Raw genomic sequence first — 24,020 nt, 5'->3', positions numbered from 1 at the left:
AAAATGAGAGTTAAGTGTATAGAAAAAGACAATAGAGTACCTGATATAACAAAAAACAAAATTTATTCAGTGTATGAAGGTGAATTTAAAAATAAATTTAAAGAAAAAAAGTATATCTCATTTAGAATACAGGATGATTACGGAAGCGTAATTCCATATGAAGCAAAATATTTTGAAATTATTTCGAATAAAAATACTAATTATGTTGAAAAGAAAATAGCAGAAGATACGCATAAGTTTATTCATAAATTCATTTCTTATGATGGATTTTGGTCAATGTTATATGATGAAGAGGGTACTTCCTTAGATGATTTTTGGAGGGCGAAAAAGGATATATATAAATTAGAAATGAGTAAAGATGAAATGCATGAAATATTGCAAGGAGAGAATGAAGATGAGAGAGATTTCATATTAGATTTGTTGATAGAAGTAAAGGATGATCATTTTATAGAGGATGCGATTAAGCTAGGTCGCAAACATTTGCATGAGTGGATAATTAATAATCAAAGTTTAGAAACATTATTTTTCTATATTAGTTGTTTTAAAGATGATAGAATAGATGATTTTTTTATTGAATATCTTTCTGAGAATGAAAAAGGAAATGATAAATTAGATAAAATAGTAAATGACTATTTTAACAATTAATGAAAAACTGACCTGAAAATCAAGCCCTGTTTGACCTTTTAGAGAAATCGTTCAAACAAATGAACCGTGAACGCATGGAAAACTCTATGCGTTTATTCTTTTATATTCGCCATAAAATTTTAAAGAAGTTCTTAGAATTGTACATATAATGCAAGCACCATGGGATGAAATCACAAGCCAAATTATGATATCAATAAAAACCCCATCGTCCTCGCCCACAAAACATCGAAATCGAAGATACAGGATTTCGATTCAGCGGATTGAGCGGGAGATTGAGGCTGAGAAACAGAAGGGAAAAAGGAAATGACTCAATTTTATTATCTCTCTGCAAAGATTCCTTTAGAAGGTGGGTTTTTTGGAGAAACTTCAATCAGATCACGTAAAGGGCACCCAGTTAGATCAGGAGCAAATGCAGCGGGCATTTATATTGAAAATATAGAAGCAGCTTCCATCCATATGAAGCTGCCATATCAAGTACAAGTTCACACACACATAGGTACATTTGCAATGAATAGACCTGTACATTCTGAAGAAGATTTAATGTGTCTAAAAATACTATTTTCATATATTAAAGATGTAATGAAAAATAGTTTTTCTATTGAATGGTATACGGCTTGGGCAGGAGAGGAAGATATGGAGATTTCTAAAAAAAGAGAACTTGTTTTATCTGAATTCACCTCCCCATCGCAGCTAATCTTGGAGGATAGAGAATACCTTAGAATTGTACAAAAAAAGTGGCAGTAGTCTGCAGATTTAAAGATCCTGGTCTTAAGCAGTAAGGAACGTAGACACTAAACGAATCAATATTTGTTCGTTTAGTGTCGCTTATTCAATTTTTACAATCTCGTTTATATCTGTAAATATAAATATAAAAATGAAGCAAAAAACTCCTTGCTTTTATCCCGAATTCCGTCTATAATAAATCATGTCTCAAATAAACGGGGCATTAGCTCAGCTGGGAGAGCGCTACACTGGCAGTGTAGAGGTCAGCGGTTCGAGCCCGCTATGCTCCATATCTGAATCCCTTGATATATCAAGGGGTTTTTTTATTGTGAAAGAAACTCGCCTTGTGCTAAAAAACCCCTTTGAAGCCTGGCCGGCAGAAGCAGAAATTATTTTAGAAGTCCTATAATAGGGTGTGTTTAGTTACAAATGCTTTCAGCCGCAGAGAAAACCACTTATTCATACTCTTTATGAGGCTCTGTAAAACCACAAAACTTGATTGGATCGCCTTTTTTATCGGTGCACCATGATTGTGTTAAGAAAGCTAAGAAAATCGCAACCCAATCATCATGAAATTGGATGAATATACCCCCGTCGTGATAGATCCCGTTGTCCTTTTTCCACCTGCCTGAATTCCCCTGATTCATGTGGATGTTATGCATACCATTGGTTGGTTCGAATCCAAATATTTTATCTTTTTGATTTTCAGGGCCGAATTTTGAGCCGTAAATATAGACAGGTGCCCTTTCTTTTTTAGCTTTGGTCATATATTTTTCAATAAAATCGTTCAAATCATTATTTTCGCCGGTCACTTCATGTGGCAGAGGTATCATTTTAGCAGGGTCAAAAAGATGGCCTCTTACATAATCAAGGGCAATCCGATGATTTTCCGCATCTTCATGAAGGGAAGTATAGCCATTTTGCAGATTTTGCAAATGGGTGATTTCACTGGCATTAAAATGATCATCCGCATAATACAGCACTTCTGACTGGGCTGAGCTCGACATCACATTAATGGCACATCTGTAATGTGTGTCATTCTCGCCAATGACATCGACTTGATAATGGGGAGTATCAAAATCTACCTCTCTTTTCGTATCGTGTACAATCCCTTTTAAAACACCGTAATTTTCAACAGTCATTGTTCATCCTCCTCCAATCAGAAAGTTTTAACACTAATAAGTGTATAATAATTCTTCGTTTGATGTAAGAAAATTTTGACTATTTTAAATGTAAATTTACAAACAAATAACAAAGAGGGAATGAAGCGTCTTATCAATTTCAAATTTACATGGTAAGGAAGAGGTCAGGGCTTTAAGTCTGTTTGGAAGCTAAAGGGAATACGTTGATTTTAAAAAATGATCCAAACTGGGGAGAAAAATCACGAAATGTGAGAAATGACCCTTTGATGAAATGTTACCAACCCAGTATATCAAGGTTCTGAAAGGATACGATAAACAGCGAAATTGATAGGCGGAATGGGCGGTATGATGTCAGCCTACCCGTGGAAGAGCCACTTGACTTCTCAAGGGGATTTTCTTTGCGAATATAGCCAGGGTTTTAACGAAACAAATAATATAGAAAAGAGCCGGCAGAAAGCGGCTCTTATGGGTCGTATGCTCATTTTAAACCTGATAACGAAAGGGTGTCTGTAGGAGTTCAAGAGATGTGCATTACAGTCCCAGCCGCAGAAGCTTGTTTCACTGCGCTTTCGCCGATGCGGTTGGTTCGACGATTTCGGGCAGCTATACCGTGTTTAGCATGGCACCGATTCCTTTTAGTCAATGTGTTTTTCTTCTTCTGTTTTATCGTCTGCGTAAGTGATACCGTTTACATTTTCTATTGTCTTAACAAACGGTATATGATCGTTCAAATCAGGGTTTACATTTAGAAAAGACGATTGATGAACTTGTTTGGTAGCATTAAAAATGGAACATCGCAGAACGGATATAGGCTGCCTGGAAACGCTCCTTTTAGGCTTATTTGATTATGGTAAGTATACTGGTGTAATAGCTATGGGAGAGGGATAGAAAACGATATGTTCTATAGACGATAGTCGAAAAAGGATAAAGATATGTGCTATTCATTCATCTTTGGATATAGCTCTTTAACTGTTTCTACGAACACTTTTGTTGCGTGAGATACTTGAGGCATTGTACAGATTCCTATTGTACGATATGTATTTTTCTCCAGTTCAATCGCCTTTATTTTGTTGCGGGCGCCCTTAAGTACCAATTCAGGCCGAATATTAATTCCTAGATTAGCTTCGACCAGTGCCAGAATGGAATGGTCATCCGAAACTTCATATCGAACCTTTTGTTGAATGTTATGTTCTTTAAAAAATGCAGCAACCTCGTTATCCCATCCTTTTTTAGGTTTAATTAAAGGGAATTCTTCTAATTGGCTAGGTTTTATTTTGTTATGTTTGCTTAGCTGGTTCTTAAGAGAAACAATACAATATAATTTGTCTTTTACTAATGGGGTAAAGGAAATGCCTTTTGTACTAACATATGTATTGAAACAACAGTCTAATTCACCTGATAGGACCGCTTTTTCTAAGTTGAAATAATCATCCTCGTAAATTTTAACGGTTATGCCTGGATATTTCTCATTAAAACGTTTAATAATGAAAGGCATCCAGTTTGCTGTTACACTTGCAAAAGATCCTACATTGATAACCCCTGTGCCTAATCCTCTCAAAGCTGAAGCTTCCTGAAATAATGCATCATTTAGCTTTGATATCTTTAAAGAGTAATCGTATATTTTTTCTCCTTCCCTTGTCAAAGATATCCCTGTTCGGTTTCGAACCAAGAGTTTTAAACCTAAATCTTCCTCAAGCGTTTTAATTGCATTGCTTATTCCCGGTTGTGTGAGATGAAGCTCTGATGCCGCTTTGCTGATATTCTGAAGCTGTACAACTTTATTGAAAATTTCATAACGTTGAAGTGACATGGCACATTTCCTTTCATAAAAAAATTGTATGTCAAGCATATTTTATTTTTATTTTACTATTAATAATTTACTGAATAAACTGAACACTAGTCAAACAAATTTTTTTGGGGAGGGATTATATGAATGTGCTAACAAAAAACAATGCTTCAGCCCCTTGAAGAAGGAGGCGATGAATGATGTCTAAGGAAATAGTTGCGTCACAGGTGCTGGTAGCGGGTTGGGAAAATCATTGGCCATAAAATACTCGCAAAAGGGCTACGATGTATGTTTACGCGTGCGAACAAAAGCAACACTTATGGAGACAGCTTCTCAGTGAAGTGATCGATCTTCGATTTATGAACTTGACATCACGAATCAAATCTTGAAGATGTGATGGAAAAACGCTTAAACGAGCATGGTTCGATTGATTACTAGATTAATAACGATTTAGCAGAGAATGATATTCATCAGATGATTGACACAAACTTAAAAGGAACTAAAGGTAATGGTTAAACAGAAAAAAGGGTGTATTATCAATATTATATCGAATTCAGGAAAAGAAGTAAAAAGAATTTGAAAGCGTTTACATTGACAGTAAATTTGAAGTTCTTGGATTTTCTGAAGCATTAGCAATAGAATACAAAAGTTCAGGAAGAACAAATTTATAGAAATTGAACCTATCAAAAGAGCAAATGGAGAGTGATATGAATCCAGATAGAGTTGCGGATTTCATTTTCGACAGCGCTAAACATCAAACAAATATAACGGAAGAAGATATAACCATTATGAATCATAATGGGGAAGAGAGTCAAAATTCACGATAAGCCACCTTATTTGTTTAAGAACATGAAGTTAGAGGGGACAGGACCTAAAATAAAAAATGAACTCAATGCATCGAACTGCCTCATTGAGTTGACGACTGGAGGCTATTATGGAAAGTTTTTTAAATTGGGTTAGTGGTTTGGTATGGAACCAATACTTTATTTATTGTTTTCTAGCAACGGGGCTGGGATTCACCATAGCTACTCGATGTGTTCAAGTGACGCACTTAAAAGACATGTTTCATTATATGTTTAATCGAGAAACTTCAAAAAGCGGTGTATCCTCTTTTCAAGCTATATCATTATCATTAGGAAGCAGAATTGGGACAGGAAACATAGCGGGTGTTGCTACTGCAATTGCTCTTGGAGGACCTGGTGCGGTTTTTTGGATGTGGGTGATGGCTTTTTTCGGTGCAGCCACTTCCTTTATTGAAACGACTTTGGCCCAAATTTACAAAAGTAAAATTGATGGCGAATACCGTGGCGGCCCTCCTTTTTATATTGAAAAAGGTTTAGGATTTAAAAAATATGCTTTAGTATACGCTGCTCTTACAATAGTAGCTAATGGTTTTTTTCTAATGAATATTCAGTCGAATACAATAGCTGTTTCAGTGAAAGCGGCATTTGGTATTCATCCAATGTTTATTGGTGCTTTCTTAGTCATTCTCTTTTCATTGGTGATTTTCGGAGGAGTTAAGAGAATTGCTAAGACAGCAGAACTATTGGTACCAATCATGGCTATTGGTTATATGATTGTGTGTTTCATCGTTTTATTTGCAAATGCCTCAGCTATACCCGATGTCTTTTCGTTAATTATTTCCAGCGCATTTGGTGCGGATGCAACCTTTGGCGGCATTATTGGATCTGCTATTGCTTGGGGGGTACAGCGTGGGTTCTTCTCAAATGCTGCAGGTTCCGGAGGAGAAACGTATGAGGGTGCTGCTGCGGAAGTATCACACCCGGCCAAACAGGGACTTGTCCAATCTCTAGCTGTTTATTTTGATACTTGGGTTATATGTTCAGCATCCGCATTTATGATCTTAATGACAGGCATGTTTAATGTAAACAATGAGAACAGCGGTCAGCTAGTCACTAATATTCCAGGAGTAGAAGCCGGTGCCGTATATGTTCAACTATCCATTGATCAAGTCCTGCCTGGTTTTGGTTATACCTTTCTAGTGATTTCTTTATTTTTCTTTTGCTTTACCACAATGATTTCCTATTATTACAAAAGCGAAACAAGTTTGGCCTTTATTACACGTAAGTGGAAACAAGGAACAAGCACCGCGGTAAAAATTCTGAAATTTCTGATTTTGGTTTTTGTCTTCACGGGGACAGCTGTTGCATCGAGCATTGCTTGGACTCTAGGAGATATAGGTCTGGGTGGTATGGCTTATTTAAATATACTGGTATTAATACTTTTATTCAAACCGGCTTTAAAAGTATTAAAAGATTTCAATGAACAGAAAAAGGCAGGAAAAGATCCTGTTTTTGACCCATTAAAATTGGGGATAAAACATGCGGATTTTTGGGAGAAAGAATACATTCAAGAAGAAGAAAAAAGGAAGGCACAATAAAACGCTTTGGGTAAAGGTTGTCTTATTCCAAAATTAAACGAGACAAACGCTAAATGAGTTATGCTGTTCTCCACTTTCTGCTCCTTTAGCAGCAAGGCGAATGGCAGGTTCGTTACTAAAGCTTGAGACATAAGCGCATTTTTTCCCCTTGTTCTTTGTCAGCTCCGGCAAGTTCTTAACGACCATATTCGATGTTTACGTTCCAAGGAAGGCCATGCCTACCATTAAGATCATAAACATTGAACACCTTCTGCTCTGTGAAAGATGATCGCAGGGCCTTTTTCTTGTTGATCTTGGTGAAGAATTGGGATGGATCAAATATTTGTTATCCAATTCTGCTTTGCTGAAGTTATCCAACTTTATTATAAGTTTCATAGCGCCTGAAGTGATATAGCACTTTTGCCCCCATAAAAAAATGATATGTCGAGCATATTTTATTTTTATTTTACTATTAATAATTTACTGAATAAACTGAACCTGAGTCGAACAAAATTTTTCGGAGGGATTATATGAATACACTAACAGATATTAAACATGTAAAAAATTTCATTTCTGGCAAGTGGATAGATCCTGAAAAGCAACAATATGAGGATGTTTATAATCCAGCCAATGGAGAAGTGATTGCCAAAGTTCCAATTTCCGGACAAAGTGATGTTGATTATGCTGTCCAAGAAGCGAATAAGGCATTTGCAGAGTGGAAAAGGGTTGCCGTTCCCAAAAGGGCTAGAATTCTATTTACATATCAACAATTATTAGTGAAACACTGGGATGAGTTAGCAGAATTGATTTCCTTGGAAAATGGAAAAACGTTCTCTGATGCTTATGGCGAAGTGCAGAGAGGAATTGAATGTGTTGAGTTTGCTGCTGGCGCCCCATCCTTAATGATGGGAGAGCAATTGCCTGACATAGCAACCGGGGTTGAATCAGGGATGTACCGGTACCCCTTGGGCGCAGTTGGAGGAATTGCCCCATTTAACTTCCCTATGATGGTGCCTTGCTGGATGTTTCCATTAGCTATTGCATGCGGGAATACATTTGTTTTAAAGCCTTCAGAACGTACGCCAATGCTAGCTAATCGCTTAGCGGAATTATTCAAAGAAGCCGGATTGCCGGATGGCGTATTAAATATTGTCCACGGAGCTCATGATGTTGTGAACGGTCTATTGGAGCACGAATTAATTAAAGCGGTTTCATTTGTCGGTTCACAGCCTGTAGCGGAGTACATTTATAAGACGGCAGCAAAGAACGGAAAACGCGTTCAAGCGTTAGCGGGAGCGAAAAATCACAGTATCGTTTTAGAAGACGCCGACCTTGATGTGGCAGTGAAAAATATTTTAGGTGCAGCATTCGGTTCGGCAGGCCAGCGCTGCATGGCAGCATCCGTTGTTGTTGCTGTAGGAGATGTCGCGGATTCTCTCGTAAACCGTTTGAAAAAAGGTGCAGACGATATTGTGATGGGTGATGGTTTAAATAAAGATGTGTTTTTGGGACCGGTCATTCGCAAAGAGCAAAAAGAGCGCGCACAGTCTTATATATCCGCAGGAGAAGCAGAGGGTGCCAAACTTGTAAGAGACGGAAGACAAGATGTAAAAGATGACAAAGGCTATTTTGTTGGGGCGACAATATTTGATCACGTTGAGACAAACATGAAGATTTGGAAAGAAGAAATCTTTGCTCCTGTTTTATCAATTGTTCGAGTGAATACTCTTGCAGAAGCGATTGAAGTAGCCAATCGTTCTGAATTTGCAAACGGAGCATGTTTATATACAAACAGTGCCAAAGCAATTCGTGAATTTAGAGAAGAAATCGATTCAGGAATGCTTGGCATTAATTTGGGCGTCCCGGCACCAATGGCATTTTTCCCGTTTTCTGGCTATAAACATTCATTTTATGGCGATCTCCATGCCAATGGGAAAGATGGAGTGAACTTTTTTACAAGGAAGAAAATGGTGACTGCGCGTTACTAAAGTTATGGCCTTCTAATCGTTCTTACTGGGAAGAAAATTGATATAAGAAATGAGGTCTTTCAATTGCAGAAAGAAGCAATTCCCAACACAGAGGAGTTAAGGTTAAAAGATTCTAAATATGTGTGGCATGCGATGAAAGGCGCTGTTCCAGACCCTGGTTTATTAATAGCGGAATCCGCCGAGGGCGCCTGGATTACAGATGCGGAAGGAAATCAATATTTAGACGGTATGTCAGGATTATGGTGCGTGAATGTCGGATATGGGCGAAAGGAACTCGCACAGGCAGCTTATGACCAGCTTGAGAAACTGCCTTATTTTCCACTATCCCACAGTCATGGTCCGGCTATCAAATTAGCAGAGAAGCTAAATCAGTATTTGGATGATGATTATGTATTCTTTTTCTCGAACAGCGGCTCAGAAGCAAATGAAACGGCCTTTAAAATCGCAAGGCAGTACCATCAGCAAAAAGGAGAAGCAAACCGTTTCAAGTTTGTTTCCCGCTACAGAGCTTACCACGGCAATACGATGGGGGCATTGGCAGCTACAGGCCAAGCGCAAAGAAAATATAAATATGAACCGCTGGGCCAAGGTTTTTTACATGTATCCCCGCCAGACTTATATCGAAAGCCTGAAGATTCCAATACGTTGGAAAGTGCAGAAGCGATCGATCAGCTCATGACTTGGGAGTTGAGTGAAACGATCGCAGGCGCCATCATGGAGCCAATTATTACGGGAGGCGGAGTATTAATGCCGCCGGAGAATTATTTGAAGAGAGTGAAGGGAATTTGCGAGCATCATGGTGCGCTGCTGATTGTGGATGAAGTGATTTGCGGCTTTGGAAGAACAGGAAAGCCTTTTGGTTTTATGAACTATGGTGTAAAACCGGACATCATTACAATGGCAAAAGGAATCACAAGCGGGTATATGCCATTATCAGCGACAGCTGTGCGCAGAGAAGTCTTTGAAGTCTTTAGCGGCGAGAAAACAAACAATCGTTTTAGACATGTGAATACTTACGGCGGAAGTCCTGCTTCTTGTGCGGTTGCGCTAAAGAATATTGAAATTATGGAGCAAGAAGGATTGTTTGAGCGGTCCAAAGTTTTAGGAGAAAGGATGCTTCAAGACTTCCAGGTTCTCTTACAACATGACCATGTTGGTGATGTGCGGGGAAAAGGCCTGTTATTGGGAATTGAATTGGTCAAAAATAAGGAAACGAAGGAACCGATTGAATTGGAGAAAATCAATGCGGTTATGAAGGCTTGCAAGGAGAAAGGTTTGCTCATTGGGAAGAATGGCGATACCGTCGCAGGTTATAACAATATCTTGCAGCTTGCTCCGCCTCTCAATCTCACAGAAGATGATTATCAATTTATTGTGAAAACAGTGAAGGAAAGTCTTCAAGTCATTTAAATCCCGGAGGTGGAACAATGATTCGTACTTCAGAAACATTTGAAGCGGTCCTTAAAAACAAAAAGGAAACGCAAAAGATGTACATTAACGGCGAGTGGATCGAAAGTTCAACAGGACGAACGAGAGAAATTTTGAATCCTGCCAATAACAGGGTGATTGCAACGGTTACAGAGGGCGGCGCAGATGAAGCCAATCAAGCTGTTCAAGCTGCAAAAGACGCCTTTTACAAAAACGGTTGGAAACAGACTTATGCTCGTACAAGAGCAGACCTGCTGCTGAAGGTTTCTAGAAAACTAGAAGAACAGAAAGAAGAGATTGCTAAGCTTGAAACATTGAACAATGGAAAGCTCTACAGTGATTCATTAGTAGATGTTGAGGATGCGATTCACCAATTTCAATATTATGCCGGGCTTGCGATGCAGCCCCATGGTCAGACATATGAAGTGCCTGACGACATTCAAGCTATGGTTATTCGTGAACCGATAGGTGTTGTTGCGCAAATTGTACCATGGAATTTTCCGCTTGTTATGGCGGCGCAAAAAATGTCTGCTGCCCTGGCTGCCGGCTGTACAGTGGTTGTGAAACCAGCCACTCAAACACCGCTCACTTTAATCCGGTTATTTGAAATCATTGATGAAGTAGGTTTTCCAAAGGGTGTAGCCAATTTAGTACTCGGTTCTGGATCTATTATAGGCAACACATTAGTTACACACCCGGATGTTGATAAAATTTCTTTTACCGGTGGTACATCTACAGGAAAGCAAATTATGAAAGATGCTGCAGATACAATAAAAAAAGTCGGCTTAGAGCTGGGAGGAAAATCACCAAACATTGTGTTTGCCGATGCAGATTTTGAAACAGCGGTTGACTATGCACTGTTAGCTATATTTGCTGGGCAAGGGCAAGTATGTTCAGCTGGCTCGCGTCTTATCATTGAGAAGTCGATTTACGATACATTTGTCCCGGAACTTGTTGCACGCGCGAAAAACATTCAGGTTGGCCCTGGTTGGGAAGAGACGTCTGAAATGGGACCGTTAATATCCAAAGATCATATGGATACTGTGCTCAATTACATCCAAATTGGAAAAGAAGAAGGCGCAACGCTTTTGTGCGGCGGCAACCGGCTTACCAGCGGCGAACTGGCCAGCGGAAATTATGTAGCGCCAACCATTTTCACAGATACGACGCCGAATATGAGAATTGTACAGGAGGAGATATTTGGTCCTGTTCTCGTCATACAAGTATTTGAAACAGAAGAGGAAGCCATTGAATTAGCCAATGGAACTGATTTCGGTTTGGCAGCAGCGGTCTTTACAAACGATGGGGCAAAAGCACAACGCGTGATTCGCGAACTTCAAGCGGGAATTACATGGGTTAATACGTATCATCCTACGTTTAATGAAGCCCCATGGAGCGGCTATAAGCAAAGTGGTATTGGCGGCGATCTTGGTACGTACGGATTTGAAGAATATCTATATAAGAAACAAGTAAATATTGCTTTGAATGTTCAACCATCTGGAGCATACAAAGAATAGCTTAAAGATACAAAGCGGCTATTCTGGGGAGGTACCATCTTGAACAGTTTTGATATTGTCGTCATTGGCGCTGGCATCATTGGCTCAAGTGTTGCTTATTATCTCTCGAAAGAAGGATACAGTGTAGCGCTGGTTGAGAAAGGTGATATCGCGAATGGAACTTCAAGCCGTTGTGATGCGGTTGCTCTCATTTGCGATAAAAAGCCTGGAATTGATACGGCTATTGGTTTTAAAAGTATTCAGCTTTATAAAGAGCTGGCTAAAGAATTTTCTTTTGATTTTGAATTCTTCTCAAGAGGCAGCCTTTATGTATGTGAAACAGATCAAGAGCTTGAAATTGCACGGGGTTATGTAGCCCAGCAGGTCGCGGCCGGCTACGACATGCGTATGGTTGACCAGCAAGAGCTCCCGGATATTGAACCTCATTTAGCTCGTGACTTAAAGGGCGGTATATGGACTGAAGTGGATTCAACCATGAATCCTTATCTTGTCTGTTATGCGTTTATTGAAGAGGCTAAAAAACACGGATTAACGCTTTTTACAAACCATGAAGTAAGGGAGATTATTCAAGCGCCAGACGGTCGAGTGGAGTCGGTCAAAACAGATAGAACGACGATCCATACGAAAAGAATTGTGAATTGTGCAGGCGTATGGGCCAGCAAGATCGGGGACATGGTCGGAATTGATATCCCCATTCGTCCTCGCAAAGGGCTGATTTTAATAACGGAAAAGACAAAAAAAGTAGTCAGTCAGAAAGTTCATGAGTTCGGCTACATGTTGTCAAAGTTCGAAGACATTCATTATAAACGTAACGTCAGTCAATTGGTAGAAGACCACAATATTGCATTTACCATTGAACCAACGGAAGCAAATAATTTTTTGGTTGGCGGGCATCGAGCCTTTAAAGGGTATGATATCCGTTCAGAACATGATGTGATGAGGGGCATTGCTGAACGTGCTACACGCTTTTTGCCAATATTAAAAGATATTAATTGTATCAGAGCCTACGCTGGAATACGTCCTTGGGTGGTGGATCATCTTCCGATCGTTTCTGAAGTGGAAGAAGTCCCGGGCTTCTATATTGCAAGCGGTCATGAGGGAGACGGCATCAGTATGGCTCCTATCACAGGAAAAATGGTTACGCAGTTAATCTCAAACCAAGAAACAGATTTTAATATCGATCGATTGAATTTTTCTAGGTACAAAAACGCCTCATTAGAACAAACTGTTTAAACAAAAACAAAATTGGAGGAATGAAAATGTATAATCCAGTCGGTATGATTCCAGCAATGCCTACCCCTTTTAACAAGGAAGGAAATGTTGATTTTGAAGCATATAAAAATCTAATTGATCATTTAATTGCTGGCGGAATGCACTGTTTGCTGGCGGGAGGAAGCACGGGAGAATACTCTCTTATGTCTATGGAAGAAAGAAAAAGCGTACTAAAAGCGGCCGTGGAATATGCCAATGGACGTGCTCCAATTATGGCCGGAACAAGTGCGCATCGAACAGAGGATACACTTGAACTGACAAAATATGCAGCGGAAATTGGAGCTGATTGTGCGCTGGTCGTTACACCGTATTATATGAAGACGAGTGAAGAAGGTATCAAAAACTATTATAAAACACTGGCTGCCGAGTCTGGAATCGGCATTGTCATCTATCACTACCCAGCGGCTACAAATGTGGAGCTTTCACCTGAATTGATTGCTGAATTGAGCCAAGTGGAAGGTATTGTCGGCGTGAAAAACACAACAGATCAAGAACATACATGTAAAGTCATCGGACTGACGAAAGACCAGAAAAATTTCTCTGTCCTTACAGGTTTTGAACATTTAATCCTGCCGACGTTGGCTGTAGGCGGACACGGTGCGACAGGTATTATTCATAACTTGGTGCCAAAGGAAATTGTAAAAATGTATAACCTCTTTAAAGAAGAAGGAGATATAAATAGCGCAATTGCCTTGAACCAAAGACTTCTTCCTCTCTATGACTATGTGGAAGCTGAGCCTGTGCCGGGTCCTGTCAAAGCAGGTTTGGATTTAATAGGGCTCAATGGGGGAGAAGTTCGAGCACCATTAGTGCCAGCCTCTGAGGAGCTGACCTCTAAAATGAAAGAAACACTTTTACAATTGGGCTATGAAGTAAATCCCGTTTAAACATATTTAGGGAAGAATATCCATAAGGGTATTCTTCCTTGTTCCAACAACAAATCCCAGGCGGAGGAATGTTAATGACGCTGAACACGTACAACAATTCACATTATGGATTTATTCAATCAAACTCGGATGCCACCATTGAAATGAAAAAAGGGCAGTATGTATCAGGGTATTCCGTTGGAATCTTATTTTTAGATGAATGCTGGTATCCTACCTTGCCTGGAAATGTGGCAAATCTATCAACATACGACTTTCCGGTGGTTTTAAAAGTTGTCCCACATTGTACACAGGAGCGTATCCACGTGGGAGATCCTACTCTTGCAGATGATGTGGTAGCTGCTGCTAAACAATTAGAGGCAGAGGGAGCAAAAGCGATTTGCGGTGCATGCGGATTTTTTGGGAACTTTCAAAAAGAAGTGGCGGATGCCGTGAACATTCCTGTTTTCATGTCTAGCGTCATTCAATTGCCATGGATTAAAACTGGTCTAAAAGATGGGCAGCAAGTCGGTATGCTGACAGCTGACAGCAATGGCATTACTTCCTCATTGTATAGAAGCTGCGGTATTGATAATGAAGATGATGTAGTCGTTAAAAATTTGGGGGATTTGCCAGAGTTCTCAGCAATTACGGAAAGCAGAGGAAGATTTAATAATGGGCTTGTTCGTCAGGAAGTTGTCCAAGCGGCAAAAGAGTTAGTCAATGAAAATCCTAACATTGGAGCCATTTTGCTAGAGTGCAGCGATCTTCCTCCTTATGCATCAGAGATTCAACAGGCAGTTGGATTGCCAGTGTTTGATTTTATTACAATGATTCGATGGGTCCACATGGCAACTGCTCAAAAACCATATATGGGATTCATTTAAACAGGAGGATTCGTGACATGGATGAAATGAATACCATTGTATGCAGGTGTGAAGAAGTTTCCTTAAAGTTGATTAAAGATACAATAGAGCGATACAAATGTTCATCTCGAGAAGTGAAATTACGCACTAGAGCAGGCATGGGGTTTTGTGGAGGAAGAACCTGCCGGTGCACAATTGACCAAATAGCAAAAGAATTGAATCAGGAGATGATAAAGAATGACATTCAGCTTAGTTATCGGCCTCCAGTTCGTCCAGTCACATTTGGAGTACTAGGGGGGAACGTTCATGACAATGAGAGTTGAACATCATCCTGTTCTTGGGTCTTTGGAAAAACAACAGCCCTTTACGTTTTATTTTAATGGAGAAGCATACGAAGCCTATGAAGGAGATACGATTGCTTCAGCGATGTTAGCGGCTGGAGTACGGACACTCCGTCAACATGAGGTAAGTGGAACAGGCAGGGGCATTTATTGCAATATTGGTCATTGCTTTGAGTGCAGAGTGCAGCTGGAAAACAGCAAGGTTGTTCGAGCTTGTTTGACTCCAGTAAAACAAGGAATGGTCATTCATTCTGTAGCTGGCTGCAAAAAAGGGGGTGAGTAGCATGAGGGATCTGTTGATCGTGGGGGCGGGTCCGGCTGGCTTGAGCGCCGCCATTGAAGCTGCTGAGCAGGGCTTAAATGTTCGTGTCATTGATGAATTTCCCCGCGTTGGCGGGAGGCTGCTCGGACAGCTGCATCAAGAGCCTAATGGAGAATGGTGGAACGGAATTTCAGAATCAGAAAAGCTGCATATTCGCGCTTTAACAGCGGGTGTTGATATACAGTGTGAAACATCTGTTTACGATATTGAAAAACGCGAAGCTGGCTGGCGTGTTCATACATCAAATGGAGTCCTGAAGTCGAAGGCGCTGCTGCTTGCCACTGGTGCCAGTGAGACGCCCATTCCGATTGCTGGATGGACGCTGCCTGGAGTTATTTCGATTGGCGCGGCACAAGTCATGGGGAATGTTTACCGAGTGAAACCTGGTCAATCGTGTGTGATTATTGGCGCAAATGTCTTGTCGATGGCTATTGCAAACGAGCTGAGGCTTTGCGGAGTAGATGTGAAAGAAATCATGATCCCTAAGTCAAGCCTCGTTTCAAATGAAGCGGGAGAGCCAACAAGTGTGTTGAAATCGCTTGCAAAATTAACTCACCTTGCCCCAAACGCGTTATTAAGACAGTTAGGAAAGGCGGGAAAACTTCTTCCGCCATCCCTTGTTGCGAAATGTTACCCGGCTTCAGGTATCAAAATGTTTGGTATTCCTATTAAAGTGAAAACGGCCGCTTTAGAAATACTAGGAGATAAGCAAGTAACCGGAGTGCGAACAACCAAAGTAACTGCGTCTGGTGCGCCGATTCCCGGGACTGAAAAAATAGTTGAAGCAGACGTTGTTTGTATTTCAGGCGGGCTGACGCCAATGGCTGAATTAGCATCTATTATAGGCTGCTCCTTTCAATATGTACCTGAATTGGGCGGACACATACCGGTGCACAGTGAGAACATGCAAACGAACATTCCTCATCTTTATGTCGCAGGAAACATTACCGGTGTTGAGAGCGCTAAAGTAGCAATGGCTCAAGGGAAAGTCGCAGGCTTAACCATTGCGGCTGAAATAAGCAATCGTACTGGTGAGCTGGATGAACTCATTCATCAGGCCATACACTTCGTAAGGAAGACAAGAGCTGAGGCGCTTATCCAATTTCAGCCGAATATCCCTAAGGCCCGTGAACAATTATACAAATCATATGAAGGAAGTTAAACTTAAAGAAAAATTGATGAACAGAGAGGATTTAGGAGGGAAAACAATTGAAGTTGTTACTTGTAGGAGCAAATGGAACGATTGGTTCAGCAGTATATAAAGAACTGAGCCATGATGTCGAGATCATTACAGCAAGCCGATCGAATTCAGATGTAGAGGTAGACATCACCTCTCCAGCAAGTATTTCTAGAATGTTTGAGCAAGTAGGACAAGTGGATGCCGTCGCGAGCGCAGCAGGCGCTGCACACTTCGGTTTTGTCGATGAGATGACACCAGAACAAAATCTCATTGCGGTAAACAGCAAGCTGCTTGGGCAGATTCATTTGATTCTGCTTGGATTGAAGTACATACGTGATAAGGGCAGTATCACTTTGACAACAGGTATTTTAATGGATGATCCCATTGAAAAAGCAGCTTCTGCAGCTATGGCAAACGGCGGGATTCGTGCTTTTGTTCAATCTGCGGCAATTGAATTGCCGAGAGGTATTCGCATTAACCATGTGAGTCCAAGTATGCTGGAAGACTCTATTGAGAAATATGGTCCATTGTTTCAAGGATTTGAACCTGTTTCTTCGAAGCGTGTGGGTTTAGCGTTTAGAAAAAGTATTTTAGGAGCTCAAACGGGACAAAGCTATTACGTTTACTAAACGAAGCCATTCTGGATATTCACTAGTAAAAATAAAGTTTTATTTAGAGAAGTTCCATCAAAAATCAGCATCAGCTATTCGTCCGTATTAATGGACGACGACGTTGAATGGTGCTCAGGGATAAAGCGAATATTTTGTCCCTGAGATGATCATTCGATCGATGAATCTTCGAATGGCCGGGAAGACAAACTTGAAATTTTTGCGAATTTTCCAAATATGAATTGTTGGATAGGTCGAATGAAATAATGGGGTACCCATTCTCATAGTAGGAAGGCATAATAGGTTGAACTATTGTGATGAGTGGATATTCAATCTAAACACCAAACAAGCAAAGGGAAAAATGGGAGACGGAAAATAAGCATCTGTTAAGATGGACAAAGGGGCTAACACAGATGATACAAAATGTTGTGGATTCTTTAAATAGCTATATATGGAGTCCGGCTTTAGTATTTTTTTTTCTGATCATCGGGATATTTTACACAGTAGCGACACGCTTTCTGCAAATCAGGCACCTAAAAGATATGGTGGTTCTAACGTTTAAAGGAAAAGATTCAGAAGCGGGATTATCTCCATTTAAAGCGTTATCAATGTCTTTGGGAAGTCGTGTTGGAACCGGAACCATTGCTGGTGTAGCAACAGCTATTGCCTTCGGAGGACCCGGCGCTGTTTTTTGGATATGGATGATGGGACTGCTTGGCGCTGTTTCCTCGTTTATTGAAATTACACTGACACAGGTGTATAAAAGTAAAATTAGAGGAGAGTATCGCGGAGGAGTCCCCTTTTATATTGAAAAAGGGCTGAAGATGAGAAAAACCGCAAATTTATTCGCTTTTGTAACAATCATTGTTATGGCAGTCTTATGGCCAACCCTGCAGGCCAACACAATTGCAGTTTCAGTTCATCAAGCATTTGGCATCTCTACAGCCTTCACAGGAGGGATATTGGCTATCATTCTTGCCATTATTATTTTTGGCGGAGTCAAAAGATTGGGAAGGGTTGCCGAAACAGTGGTTCCTACGATGGCTATAATTTATGTCCTAATATGTCTTGTCATAGTAGGTTTTAATCTAGTACATTTACCCGGTGTCATCATGCTCATCTTAAAAAGTGCGTTTGGCGCTGATTCGGTGTTTGGAGGCGTTGTGGGGTCAGCGATTACCTGGGGAGTACAGCGTGGTGCTTTTTCACATGCGGCCGGAATTGGCAGCGAGACCTTTGAAGCTGGAGCGGCTGAAGTGTCACATCCGGCAAAACAAGGATTAGTACAAGCCTTTTCCGTCTATCTCACGACTTTAGTTATTTGTTCAGCGACGGCTTTTACCATACTTATAACAGGGATGTATAATGTTTCGCCAGATGGCGGCGCCTTCATTACTTCAAATGCTGCCGCTGGAGAGGATCCTTCTGTGTATACCCAACTCGCTGTAGAATCAGTCATTCCTGGTTTTGGCACTGCTTTTTTAGCTATTGCGTTATTCTTCTTTGGTTTTACAACTCTAATGTCATATTACTATAAAGCTGAAACTTGTTTAGCTTTTATTAATCGCAATCGAGAGAAATCCTTTGAATGGATTTTGCATATGTTGAAACTGATATTGCTCGTGACGGTTTTTTATGGCAGTGTGCAATCAGGGAAAATCGTTTGGGCTCTCGGAGATCTCGGGATGGGAAGCATGGCATGGTTAAATTTAATAGCCATTTTATTCATGACGAAAACAGCTCTAAAAGTGCTAAGAGATTATGAGGATCAAAAAAAAGAAGGGAAAGACCCTGTCTTTGACCCAAAAAAACTGGGGATAAAAGATGCTGATTTTTGGGAGAAAGATTATCAATCAATGGTGAAAGAGGATGAAACAAATACTGTGAAGCAAGTACATGTCCGTATGTAACCGCGGCTGAGCACCCTCCCAAGAGGTAGGAAGTTGCCCATTTAAGCATATCTGAAAGCGCTTTCCTGACGAAGGCAGCGGTTGAGCTTGTTCTGATGATCACAAGTAAATCACGAAAAGCATAAAAAAAGTGAAATCACGCGAAATAATCCCTTGATGGGGTTTTGCGCAAATCCGCTTATACCAAGTTTTTCTTAAGAATGCGATAAACAGCGGAATGGGCGGCGCGATGTCAGCCCATCTTTGGATGAACCCCTTGATTTCTCAAGGGGGGTTTTCTCTTTGTGTTCGATGAAATAAATAGAAAATTGTTGGCGCCAACAATCATCATTATCGTTCAGAAGGCATCATCTACAACCGGCAGTGTAGAGGAAGCGGTTCAAGGCCACTATGCTCAACCCTTGATAAGTCAAGGGTTTCTCTTTAAGTAAATTGGCCATATGCGGCCAAACCATATTTCAAAATTTGAGCCTGAATCCTCACCCATATAGAATCTATCCCATTTTCGTTAGATACGGAACATAATTCACGCCAGTAAGCATTTCCCGCCACAATCGGTCATTAGATTCCCATATTTCTTTTTCCGGAAGCTCGACCGCGCATACTCTTTTTAATGGCCAATTTTGTTCAACGATTCCGTTTACATCGGAATGATTGATAAGCAAAACACTGAAATCGTTTTGGACCAAACCTGACAATACAGATTCAAGCTCCTGAGCTTCTTTAAACGTTCCGCTGGTTCTGACAAAAAGGATTCGGTTGGCTGTCGCCATTTTATCTAAAAATCTATTAATTCTTCTATTGAATTTCTCTTTTACTTCTGGATAAGTGACAATTTCATCCATTGTGTTTTTGTCTGCTTTAAAATCATGGGCAGAGTCGATGGAATAATAATCATCTGTTAATGAGATGTAGCGTTCTTTATTATAGACTCCAGTCGAGTAGCCTGTTACTCTGAGGTTTATGGGTTCCATAAAATGAGAAAAACGATTTTTTAACAGGCGGTTAAGGTCTGTCAGATAACGGGTTCCGACCCAATCTAAAGGTCCGGCATAAGGCCTTAAATTATTTTTTGTAAGTTGAAGGGCTGTTAAACAAAGATGCCCTAATCCGAATATAGCATCATAGTCTCCTTTGATTTGGTGTAAATTCATATATCAACACTCCTCTTTGGTGTGAAATATTCCTTTCAGTCTGCTCATTTATCATATGTTGCTAGGTGAGCTTGAGAAACGACTGCTGTCTGTCCCGGTTAATGAAATAGGAAAAATAATGAAAAAACTCGTAATGAAGTCTGCTTATTAAGGGCTAATAGACATTCTCATTTTTGGAATTCGGGGTGCTCAGAGCGGCTTTCTCGATCAGATCTTTTATGTTACAGTTTCATGCTTTAAACTTGACAAAAAAAATTATTTATGCTAAAATTTACTAATTAGATATTTTGTTATAGAATAAGATTCTCCTGGCCGGGGGAATCTTATTTTTTTGCTCTATGAGGAGTGTTTTACATTGAAAAAAGATGAGTCCAGTTTAACTTCATTAATATCGGCTTTTGGCAGAGCTTATCATAGCCAATTCGATGAACCTAAAATCTTTGATGACCATATAGCCAAAGATTTCATTTCACAGCATGAGTTTCATGACATCAAAGAGAATATGATTCAAGGCATACAGTTCTTCAACAAAGATATCGCGGAAAAATTCAAGTGGGATAAAGAAGAAATATTAAAATGGATTACACAGATTCAACTTTCTCCAACCCCTCTGGCGCGTGCTGCTTACCTGGAAAAAGTATTGCATCATGAAATTCAATTAGGAGCAGAACAATATGTTATTCTTGGAGCCGGTCTGGATACATTTTGTTTTCGGCATCCGGAATTGAAGAACATCTTGGATATATTTGAAATTGACCATCCTGCGACACAGGAATTTAAAAAGAAAAGGCTGGATGAAGCTCATTTTGAAATCCCGAGTCATCTTCATTTGATTTCCAAGGATTTCACCAACAATTTTTCTTATCAAGATTTAATAGATAAAGGGTTTCATTGCAGCAAAAAAACATTCTTTAGTCTTTTAGGCGTTTCTTATTATTTAACGAAAGAAGAAAATGCAAGATTGATGCAGCATGTAATGGATGACGTTCCTTCAGGAAGCTCGATCGTTTTTGATTATGCAGACGAAAACCTGTTTAAAGAAAAAGGGATCTCCAATAGGGTAGAAAACATGGTGAAAATGGCAGCAGCAAGCGGAGAACCAATGAAATCGTGCTATTCTTATCATGAAATGGAGAAAATGCTGGAAAAATCCGGTTTGCTGATTGTCGAACATTTATCACCGGCTGAAATTCATGAACTTTATTTTAAAGATCGAAATGATTATCTAGCAGCCTTTGAAACCATTCACTACATTCATGCCATTAAAAAATAATGCCTTAAAGAGGAAGGGCGGCCTTTCTCTTTGCGTATCATTTTAAAAAGGAAAAACGCCCGGTTCCGGGCGTTTTTCCTTTTTACTTAAGCTGCTTGATCTTCTTTCTTTTTCTCTTGGGGGAGTACTAGCTGTTTAGGAGGGCATTTGCGCTGTGTCAGTTCAGACACAACGAAGATCGTCATAAATGCTGTGACTGCAGCCAGTGTCCGGAATGGAAAGAGGACGACACCGTCTTCCATCATCGGATACGGCAGAAATGGAGGAATGCCGAAAGCAGGTTCCCCGCCGCCGAGCCTCAGAATGACTGCAACTGCAAATCCAGCAATTGACCCGTATAAGTTTGCTCTTTTATAAAAGAGGGCCATTGTTAACTGGGGAAATAAAATACAATAGACTAAATCTGAAGCCAAATACCACAATGTATAAACGCTTTTTACATTTAGCGCAATGATGGCTGCTCCTGCCCCGAACAAAATGATTGATCGTTTGACGACTTTTTGCAGCTGTTTTTGGGTGGCTTTTGGCTTGATCAGCGGACGGTAAATATTCCATGCGGCCATTGAAGATGCCGACAAAATGGACGAGTCCATGCTTGACATGACGGCTGCCGCGATTGCACCCAAACCGATCCCTGCAATGATTCCCGGTGTTAAATAAGCAAGCGCCTGCGGCAAAATCATCGCCGGGTTTTCTGGAGCGGTCGTCCCGAATAGGCTCCAATCTGCACTGTTTGCGGCAGCTCCGATGATCACGCACGGAATGGCTGCGATGATGCAGATGACGCCGGCAATAACCGACTGCCACATGGCAGCGTTTTCTGATTTTGCTGAAAGGACACGCTGAAAGTAAACCTGCCATGCAATACCTCCGAAAATTAAGAGGAGCGCATTATCCCACCAGTTCCAAAAGAGGTTTCCCCAATCCGGGTTTTTCCAGCCGTCCAAAGGCGGAAACAGATTGGCGCTGCTGCCGAAATCGTGCCTGTAATTGGCCCATACGACATCCAATGAACCGACATTTGATAAGACGAATGGAACCACTAAAATGAGTCCGAGTAAAATGATGATCATTTGAAATACATCTGTGAAGGCGACTGCCCACATTCCTCCGGCAACCGTATAGGCGATGGCGATCATTGCCGAGAGAATAATCGAAGTCTGGAAATCGATATTCAGAATCATTCCGAATGTCGTGCCTAACGCTGTTAAAATCGCGGCACTCCAAAACAATTCTCCTAACAGCGCCGGTATATATAAAACCCCTGCCATCCGCTTACCGAAGCGCTGTTCGAGAGGATCGATAATGGTCATAAATTCATAGCGGCGCATCTTTCTCGCGAAGAAAATACCGCCGATGATCAGGCTTAAAGCGTAGCCCCATGGTGCTTGAGCCCAGACAATGCCATTGCTGTAGGCTGATTCAGCAGTTCCGTTTATATAGCCGCCGCCGACCCATGTTGCCGCCATTGTCACCATTCCGATGAAAAATGGCATGCTTCTTTTGGCAACGACCATATCGGAAAACGAATTTGATTTCTTTGCTGCGTAAAAAGCGCCCAAATAATAAGTGAAAGCAAAGAAAATCATCATTGAAATAAAGCCGCCCCAATGAATATCGGCATTGGAAAAGCCGATATATGCCAGGATGCCTCCCACAAATAGTGCGAATATCCCTAATTTAACCAAGTTTTTTTTCTTATCAGTATAATTCATGTATGCACATCGCCTCCGAAATTTTTTGAATTTTCTTTAAATTAAAATTTGAAAAAGGTTTTGCGCCACTCTGGGAAGTATAGAAAAATGAGCACACTTCAGAGCGGATAAAACCTTTTTATTTCTTATTTTCAATTGGAATAAACTCAAAAATCTCTCCGGATTGGACAGACTTGGCGAGTCTCAGCAACCAGTCATAGTATGGCTTTGAATGTTCGAGCTGGTCATAAAGAGTTCTCGCTTCTTCTTTTAAGCTTTGATCTACAGCATCGTTTTCGATGATGTCCTCCATCGCTATTTGAGCGTCTTGAATGGCTATGAGATTGACTTTTACTTCTCTTTCCCATTTTTGCGGGAAAAAGCTTGTGAAAAACTTGAAGAAATCTTTCTCAGCAACAAAGCTGTGTTTTCTTCTTCCTCTATGAAATGTCTTTTTGACGACATTTAAGTCCTGAAGCTTTTTCACGCTCGTGCTCATGCTGGGCTTGCTCATCTGCAGCTCTTCCCGCATTTCGTCCAGCGTCATTTCATCTGAAAGGTACATTGTTCCGTAAAGAATACCCGCACTTCGGGTGATCCCATACAGATCCATTGTTTCTGCAATCGAATCAATGACTAAATCTTTTGCTTGAGCGATCGCTTCTTTTGCAGAAAGATTACGGGTCTCGTCCATAACTTGCCTCCTTTCAAAGGAGCGGAACATCAGCAATATCGATCAATTCCCCAGTTTCCAGGATTTGATCTGAAATCCGCGTTAAGTTTGTTAAGTTATTTCTGTATGTTCTTTATGTTAACGAAAGAAATTTAAATGTCAAAATCAAATTTTTTTTAAAAACAGGCTCAGCCCATGTGAGCAGTGCGTTCACATAAAATTCAAAAAAAATAATCAGCCGGATTTCCTTTGACA

At 40.5% G+C, this 24,020-nt stretch carries 20 protein-coding genes and 1 tRNA gene; 16 read left to right on the top strand and 5 right to left on the bottom strand.

Translation table 11 applies throughout. From position 1 onward, the window contains the following. Positions 1 to 3 precede the first annotated feature (3 nt). From RBH91_RS17365 to RBH91_RS17355, 3 genes are all read left to right on the top strand, one after another. A complete protein-coding gene (locus tag RBH91_RS17365) occupies positions 4 to 645 on the top strand; it encodes a hypothetical protein (RefSeq protein WP_076762117.1) in 642 nt (213 codons plus the stop codon). A gap of 303 nt (positions 646 to 948) precedes the next feature. Beyond that, positions 949 to 1,389 (top strand): hypothetical protein, encoded by a 441-nt coding sequence (locus RBH91_RS17360; protein ID WP_239693685.1) that lies wholly within the window; start codon positions 949 to 951, stop codon positions 1,387 to 1,389. A 196-nt stretch (positions 1,390 to 1,585) separates the two neighbouring features. Continuing rightward, a tRNA-Ala gene (locus RBH91_RS17355) sits at positions 1,586 to 1,658 on the top strand. A gap of 165 nt (positions 1,659 to 1,823) precedes the next feature. Here the strand turns inward: RBH91_RS17355 and RBH91_RS17350 are convergent. Together RBH91_RS17350 and RBH91_RS17345 are read right to left on the bottom strand one after the other, a co-directional pair. Further along, on the bottom strand, positions 1,824 to 2,510 hold the full coding sequence (locus tag RBH91_RS17350) for a DUF2278 family protein (protein ID WP_307892340.1): 687 nt from the start codon (positions 2,508 to 2,510) through the stop codon (positions 1,824 to 1,826). 937 nt (positions 2,511 to 3,447) lie between these two features. Further along, positions 3,448 to 4,320 carry a LysR family transcriptional regulator gene (locus RBH91_RS17345; RefSeq protein WP_076762114.1) on the bottom strand — a complete coding sequence of 291 codons (873 nt, stop codon included), beginning with the start codon at positions 4,318 to 4,320 and terminating at the stop codon, positions 3,448 to 3,450. A gap of 910 nt (positions 4,321 to 5,230) precedes the next feature. Between RBH91_RS17345 and RBH91_RS17340 the strand changes: the two genes are divergently transcribed. The 12 genes from RBH91_RS17340 (at position 5,231) to RBH91_RS17285 (ending at position 18,971) form a co-directional block, all read left to right on the top strand. Beyond that, the gene (locus RBH91_RS17340) at positions 5,231 to 6,697 is read left to right on the top strand and encodes an alanine/glycine:cation symporter family protein (protein WP_307892339.1); all 1,467 of its coding nucleotides are present in this window, start codon (positions 5,231 to 5,233) and stop codon (positions 6,695 to 6,697) included. Between the two features lie 509 nt (positions 6,698 to 7,206). After that, the gene (locus RBH91_RS17335) at positions 7,207 to 8,664 is read left to right on the top strand and encodes a CoA-acylating methylmalonate-semialdehyde dehydrogenase (RefSeq protein WP_076762112.1); all 1,458 of its coding nucleotides are present in this window, start codon (positions 7,207 to 7,209) and stop codon (positions 8,662 to 8,664) included. Between the two features lie 63 nt (positions 8,665 to 8,727). Beyond that, complete coding sequence (locus tag RBH91_RS17330) at positions 8,728 to 10,074, top strand: aspartate aminotransferase family protein (protein ID WP_076762111.1); 1,347 nt, start codon at positions 8,728 to 8,730, stop codon at positions 10,072 to 10,074. Between the two features lie 17 nt (positions 10,075 to 10,091). Beyond that, positions 10,092 to 11,609 (top strand): aldehyde dehydrogenase family protein, encoded by a 1,518-nt coding sequence (locus RBH91_RS17325; RefSeq protein ID WP_307892338.1) that lies wholly within the window; start codon positions 10,092 to 10,094, stop codon positions 11,607 to 11,609. A gap of 39 nt (positions 11,610 to 11,648) precedes the next feature. Continuing rightward, a complete protein-coding gene (locus RBH91_RS17320; RefSeq protein WP_192855987.1) occupies positions 11,649 to 12,842 on the top strand; it encodes an NAD(P)/FAD-dependent oxidoreductase in 1,194 nt (397 codons plus the stop codon). A 26-nt stretch (positions 12,843 to 12,868) separates the two neighbouring features. Then, positions 12,869 to 13,768: a 4-hydroxy-tetrahydrodipicolinate synthase gene (dapA, locus tag RBH91_RS17315; RefSeq protein ID WP_307892337.1), complete on the top strand. Its 900-nt coding sequence runs from the start codon at positions 12,869 to 12,871 to the stop codon at positions 13,766 to 13,768. Between the two features lie 74 nt (positions 13,769 to 13,842). After that, on the top strand, positions 13,843 to 14,631 hold the full coding sequence (locus RBH91_RS17310) for an aspartate/glutamate racemase family protein (protein ID WP_076762107.1): 789 nt from the start codon (positions 13,843 to 13,845) through the stop codon (positions 14,629 to 14,631). Positions 14,632 to 14,648: 17 nt separating this feature from the next. Beyond that, complete coding sequence (locus RBH91_RS17305; RefSeq protein ID WP_076762106.1) at positions 14,649 to 14,933, top strand: (2Fe-2S)-binding protein; 285 nt, start codon at positions 14,649 to 14,651, stop codon at positions 14,931 to 14,933. Beyond that, positions 14,917 to 15,234 (top strand): (2Fe-2S)-binding protein, encoded by a 318-nt coding sequence (locus tag RBH91_RS17300; protein ID WP_076762105.1) that lies wholly within the window; start codon positions 14,917 to 14,919, stop codon positions 15,232 to 15,234. Before RBH91_RS17305 ends, RBH91_RS17300 begins: the two co-directional genes overlap by 17 nt. Before the next feature lies 1 nt (position 15,235). After that, complete coding sequence (locus RBH91_RS17295) at positions 15,236 to 16,435, top strand: NAD(P)/FAD-dependent oxidoreductase (RefSeq protein ID WP_307892336.1); 1,200 nt, start codon at positions 15,236 to 15,238, stop codon at positions 16,433 to 16,435. Positions 16,436 to 16,482: 47 nt separating this feature from the next. Next, positions 16,483 to 17,082, top strand: coding sequence for a short chain dehydrogenase (locus RBH91_RS17290; protein ID WP_076762103.1), 600 nt, complete (start codon positions 16,483 to 16,485; stop codon positions 17,080 to 17,082). A 392-nt stretch (positions 17,083 to 17,474) separates the two neighbouring features. Next, positions 17,475 to 18,971: an alanine/glycine:cation symporter family protein gene (locus tag RBH91_RS17285; protein WP_404802449.1), complete on the top strand. Its 1,497-nt coding sequence runs from the start codon at positions 17,475 to 17,477 to the stop codon at positions 18,969 to 18,971. Between the two features lie 494 nt (positions 18,972 to 19,465). Here the strand turns inward: RBH91_RS17285 and RBH91_RS17280 are convergent, their stop codons facing one another. Next, positions 19,466 to 20,125 (bottom strand): DUF1796 family putative cysteine peptidase, encoded by a 660-nt coding sequence (locus RBH91_RS17280; protein WP_307892335.1) that lies wholly within the window; start codon positions 20,123 to 20,125, stop codon positions 19,466 to 19,468. 355 nt (positions 20,126 to 20,480) lie between these two features. Here RBH91_RS17280 and RBH91_RS17275 point away from each other — a divergent pair, with 355 nt between their 5' ends. Beyond that, a complete protein-coding gene (locus tag RBH91_RS17275) occupies positions 20,481 to 21,398 on the top strand; it encodes a class I SAM-dependent methyltransferase (RefSeq protein WP_307892334.1) in 918 nt (305 codons plus the stop codon). Between the two features lie 86 nt (positions 21,399 to 21,484). Here the strand turns inward: RBH91_RS17275 and RBH91_RS17270 are convergent, their stop codons facing one another. After that, on the bottom strand, positions 21,485 to 23,113 hold the full coding sequence (locus tag RBH91_RS17270; protein ID WP_307892333.1) for a high affinity choline transporter 1: 1,629 nt from the start codon (positions 23,111 to 23,113) through the stop codon (positions 21,485 to 21,487). Positions 23,114 to 23,231: 118 nt separating this feature from the next. After that, a complete protein-coding gene (cudC, locus tag RBH91_RS17265; RefSeq protein WP_307892332.1) occupies positions 23,232 to 23,786 on the bottom strand; it encodes a choline uptake/conversion transcriptional regulator CudC in 555 nt (184 codons plus the stop codon). Positions 23,787 to 24,020 lie beyond the last annotated feature (234 nt).

This window comes from Bacillus swezeyi (genome assembly GCF_030908325.1).
Lineage (GTDB): Bacteria > Bacillota > Bacilli > Bacillales > Bacillaceae > Bacillus > Bacillus swezeyi.
Note: the sequence above shows the minus strand (reverse complement) of the source record. Positions and strands in the feature narration are given on the sequence as shown.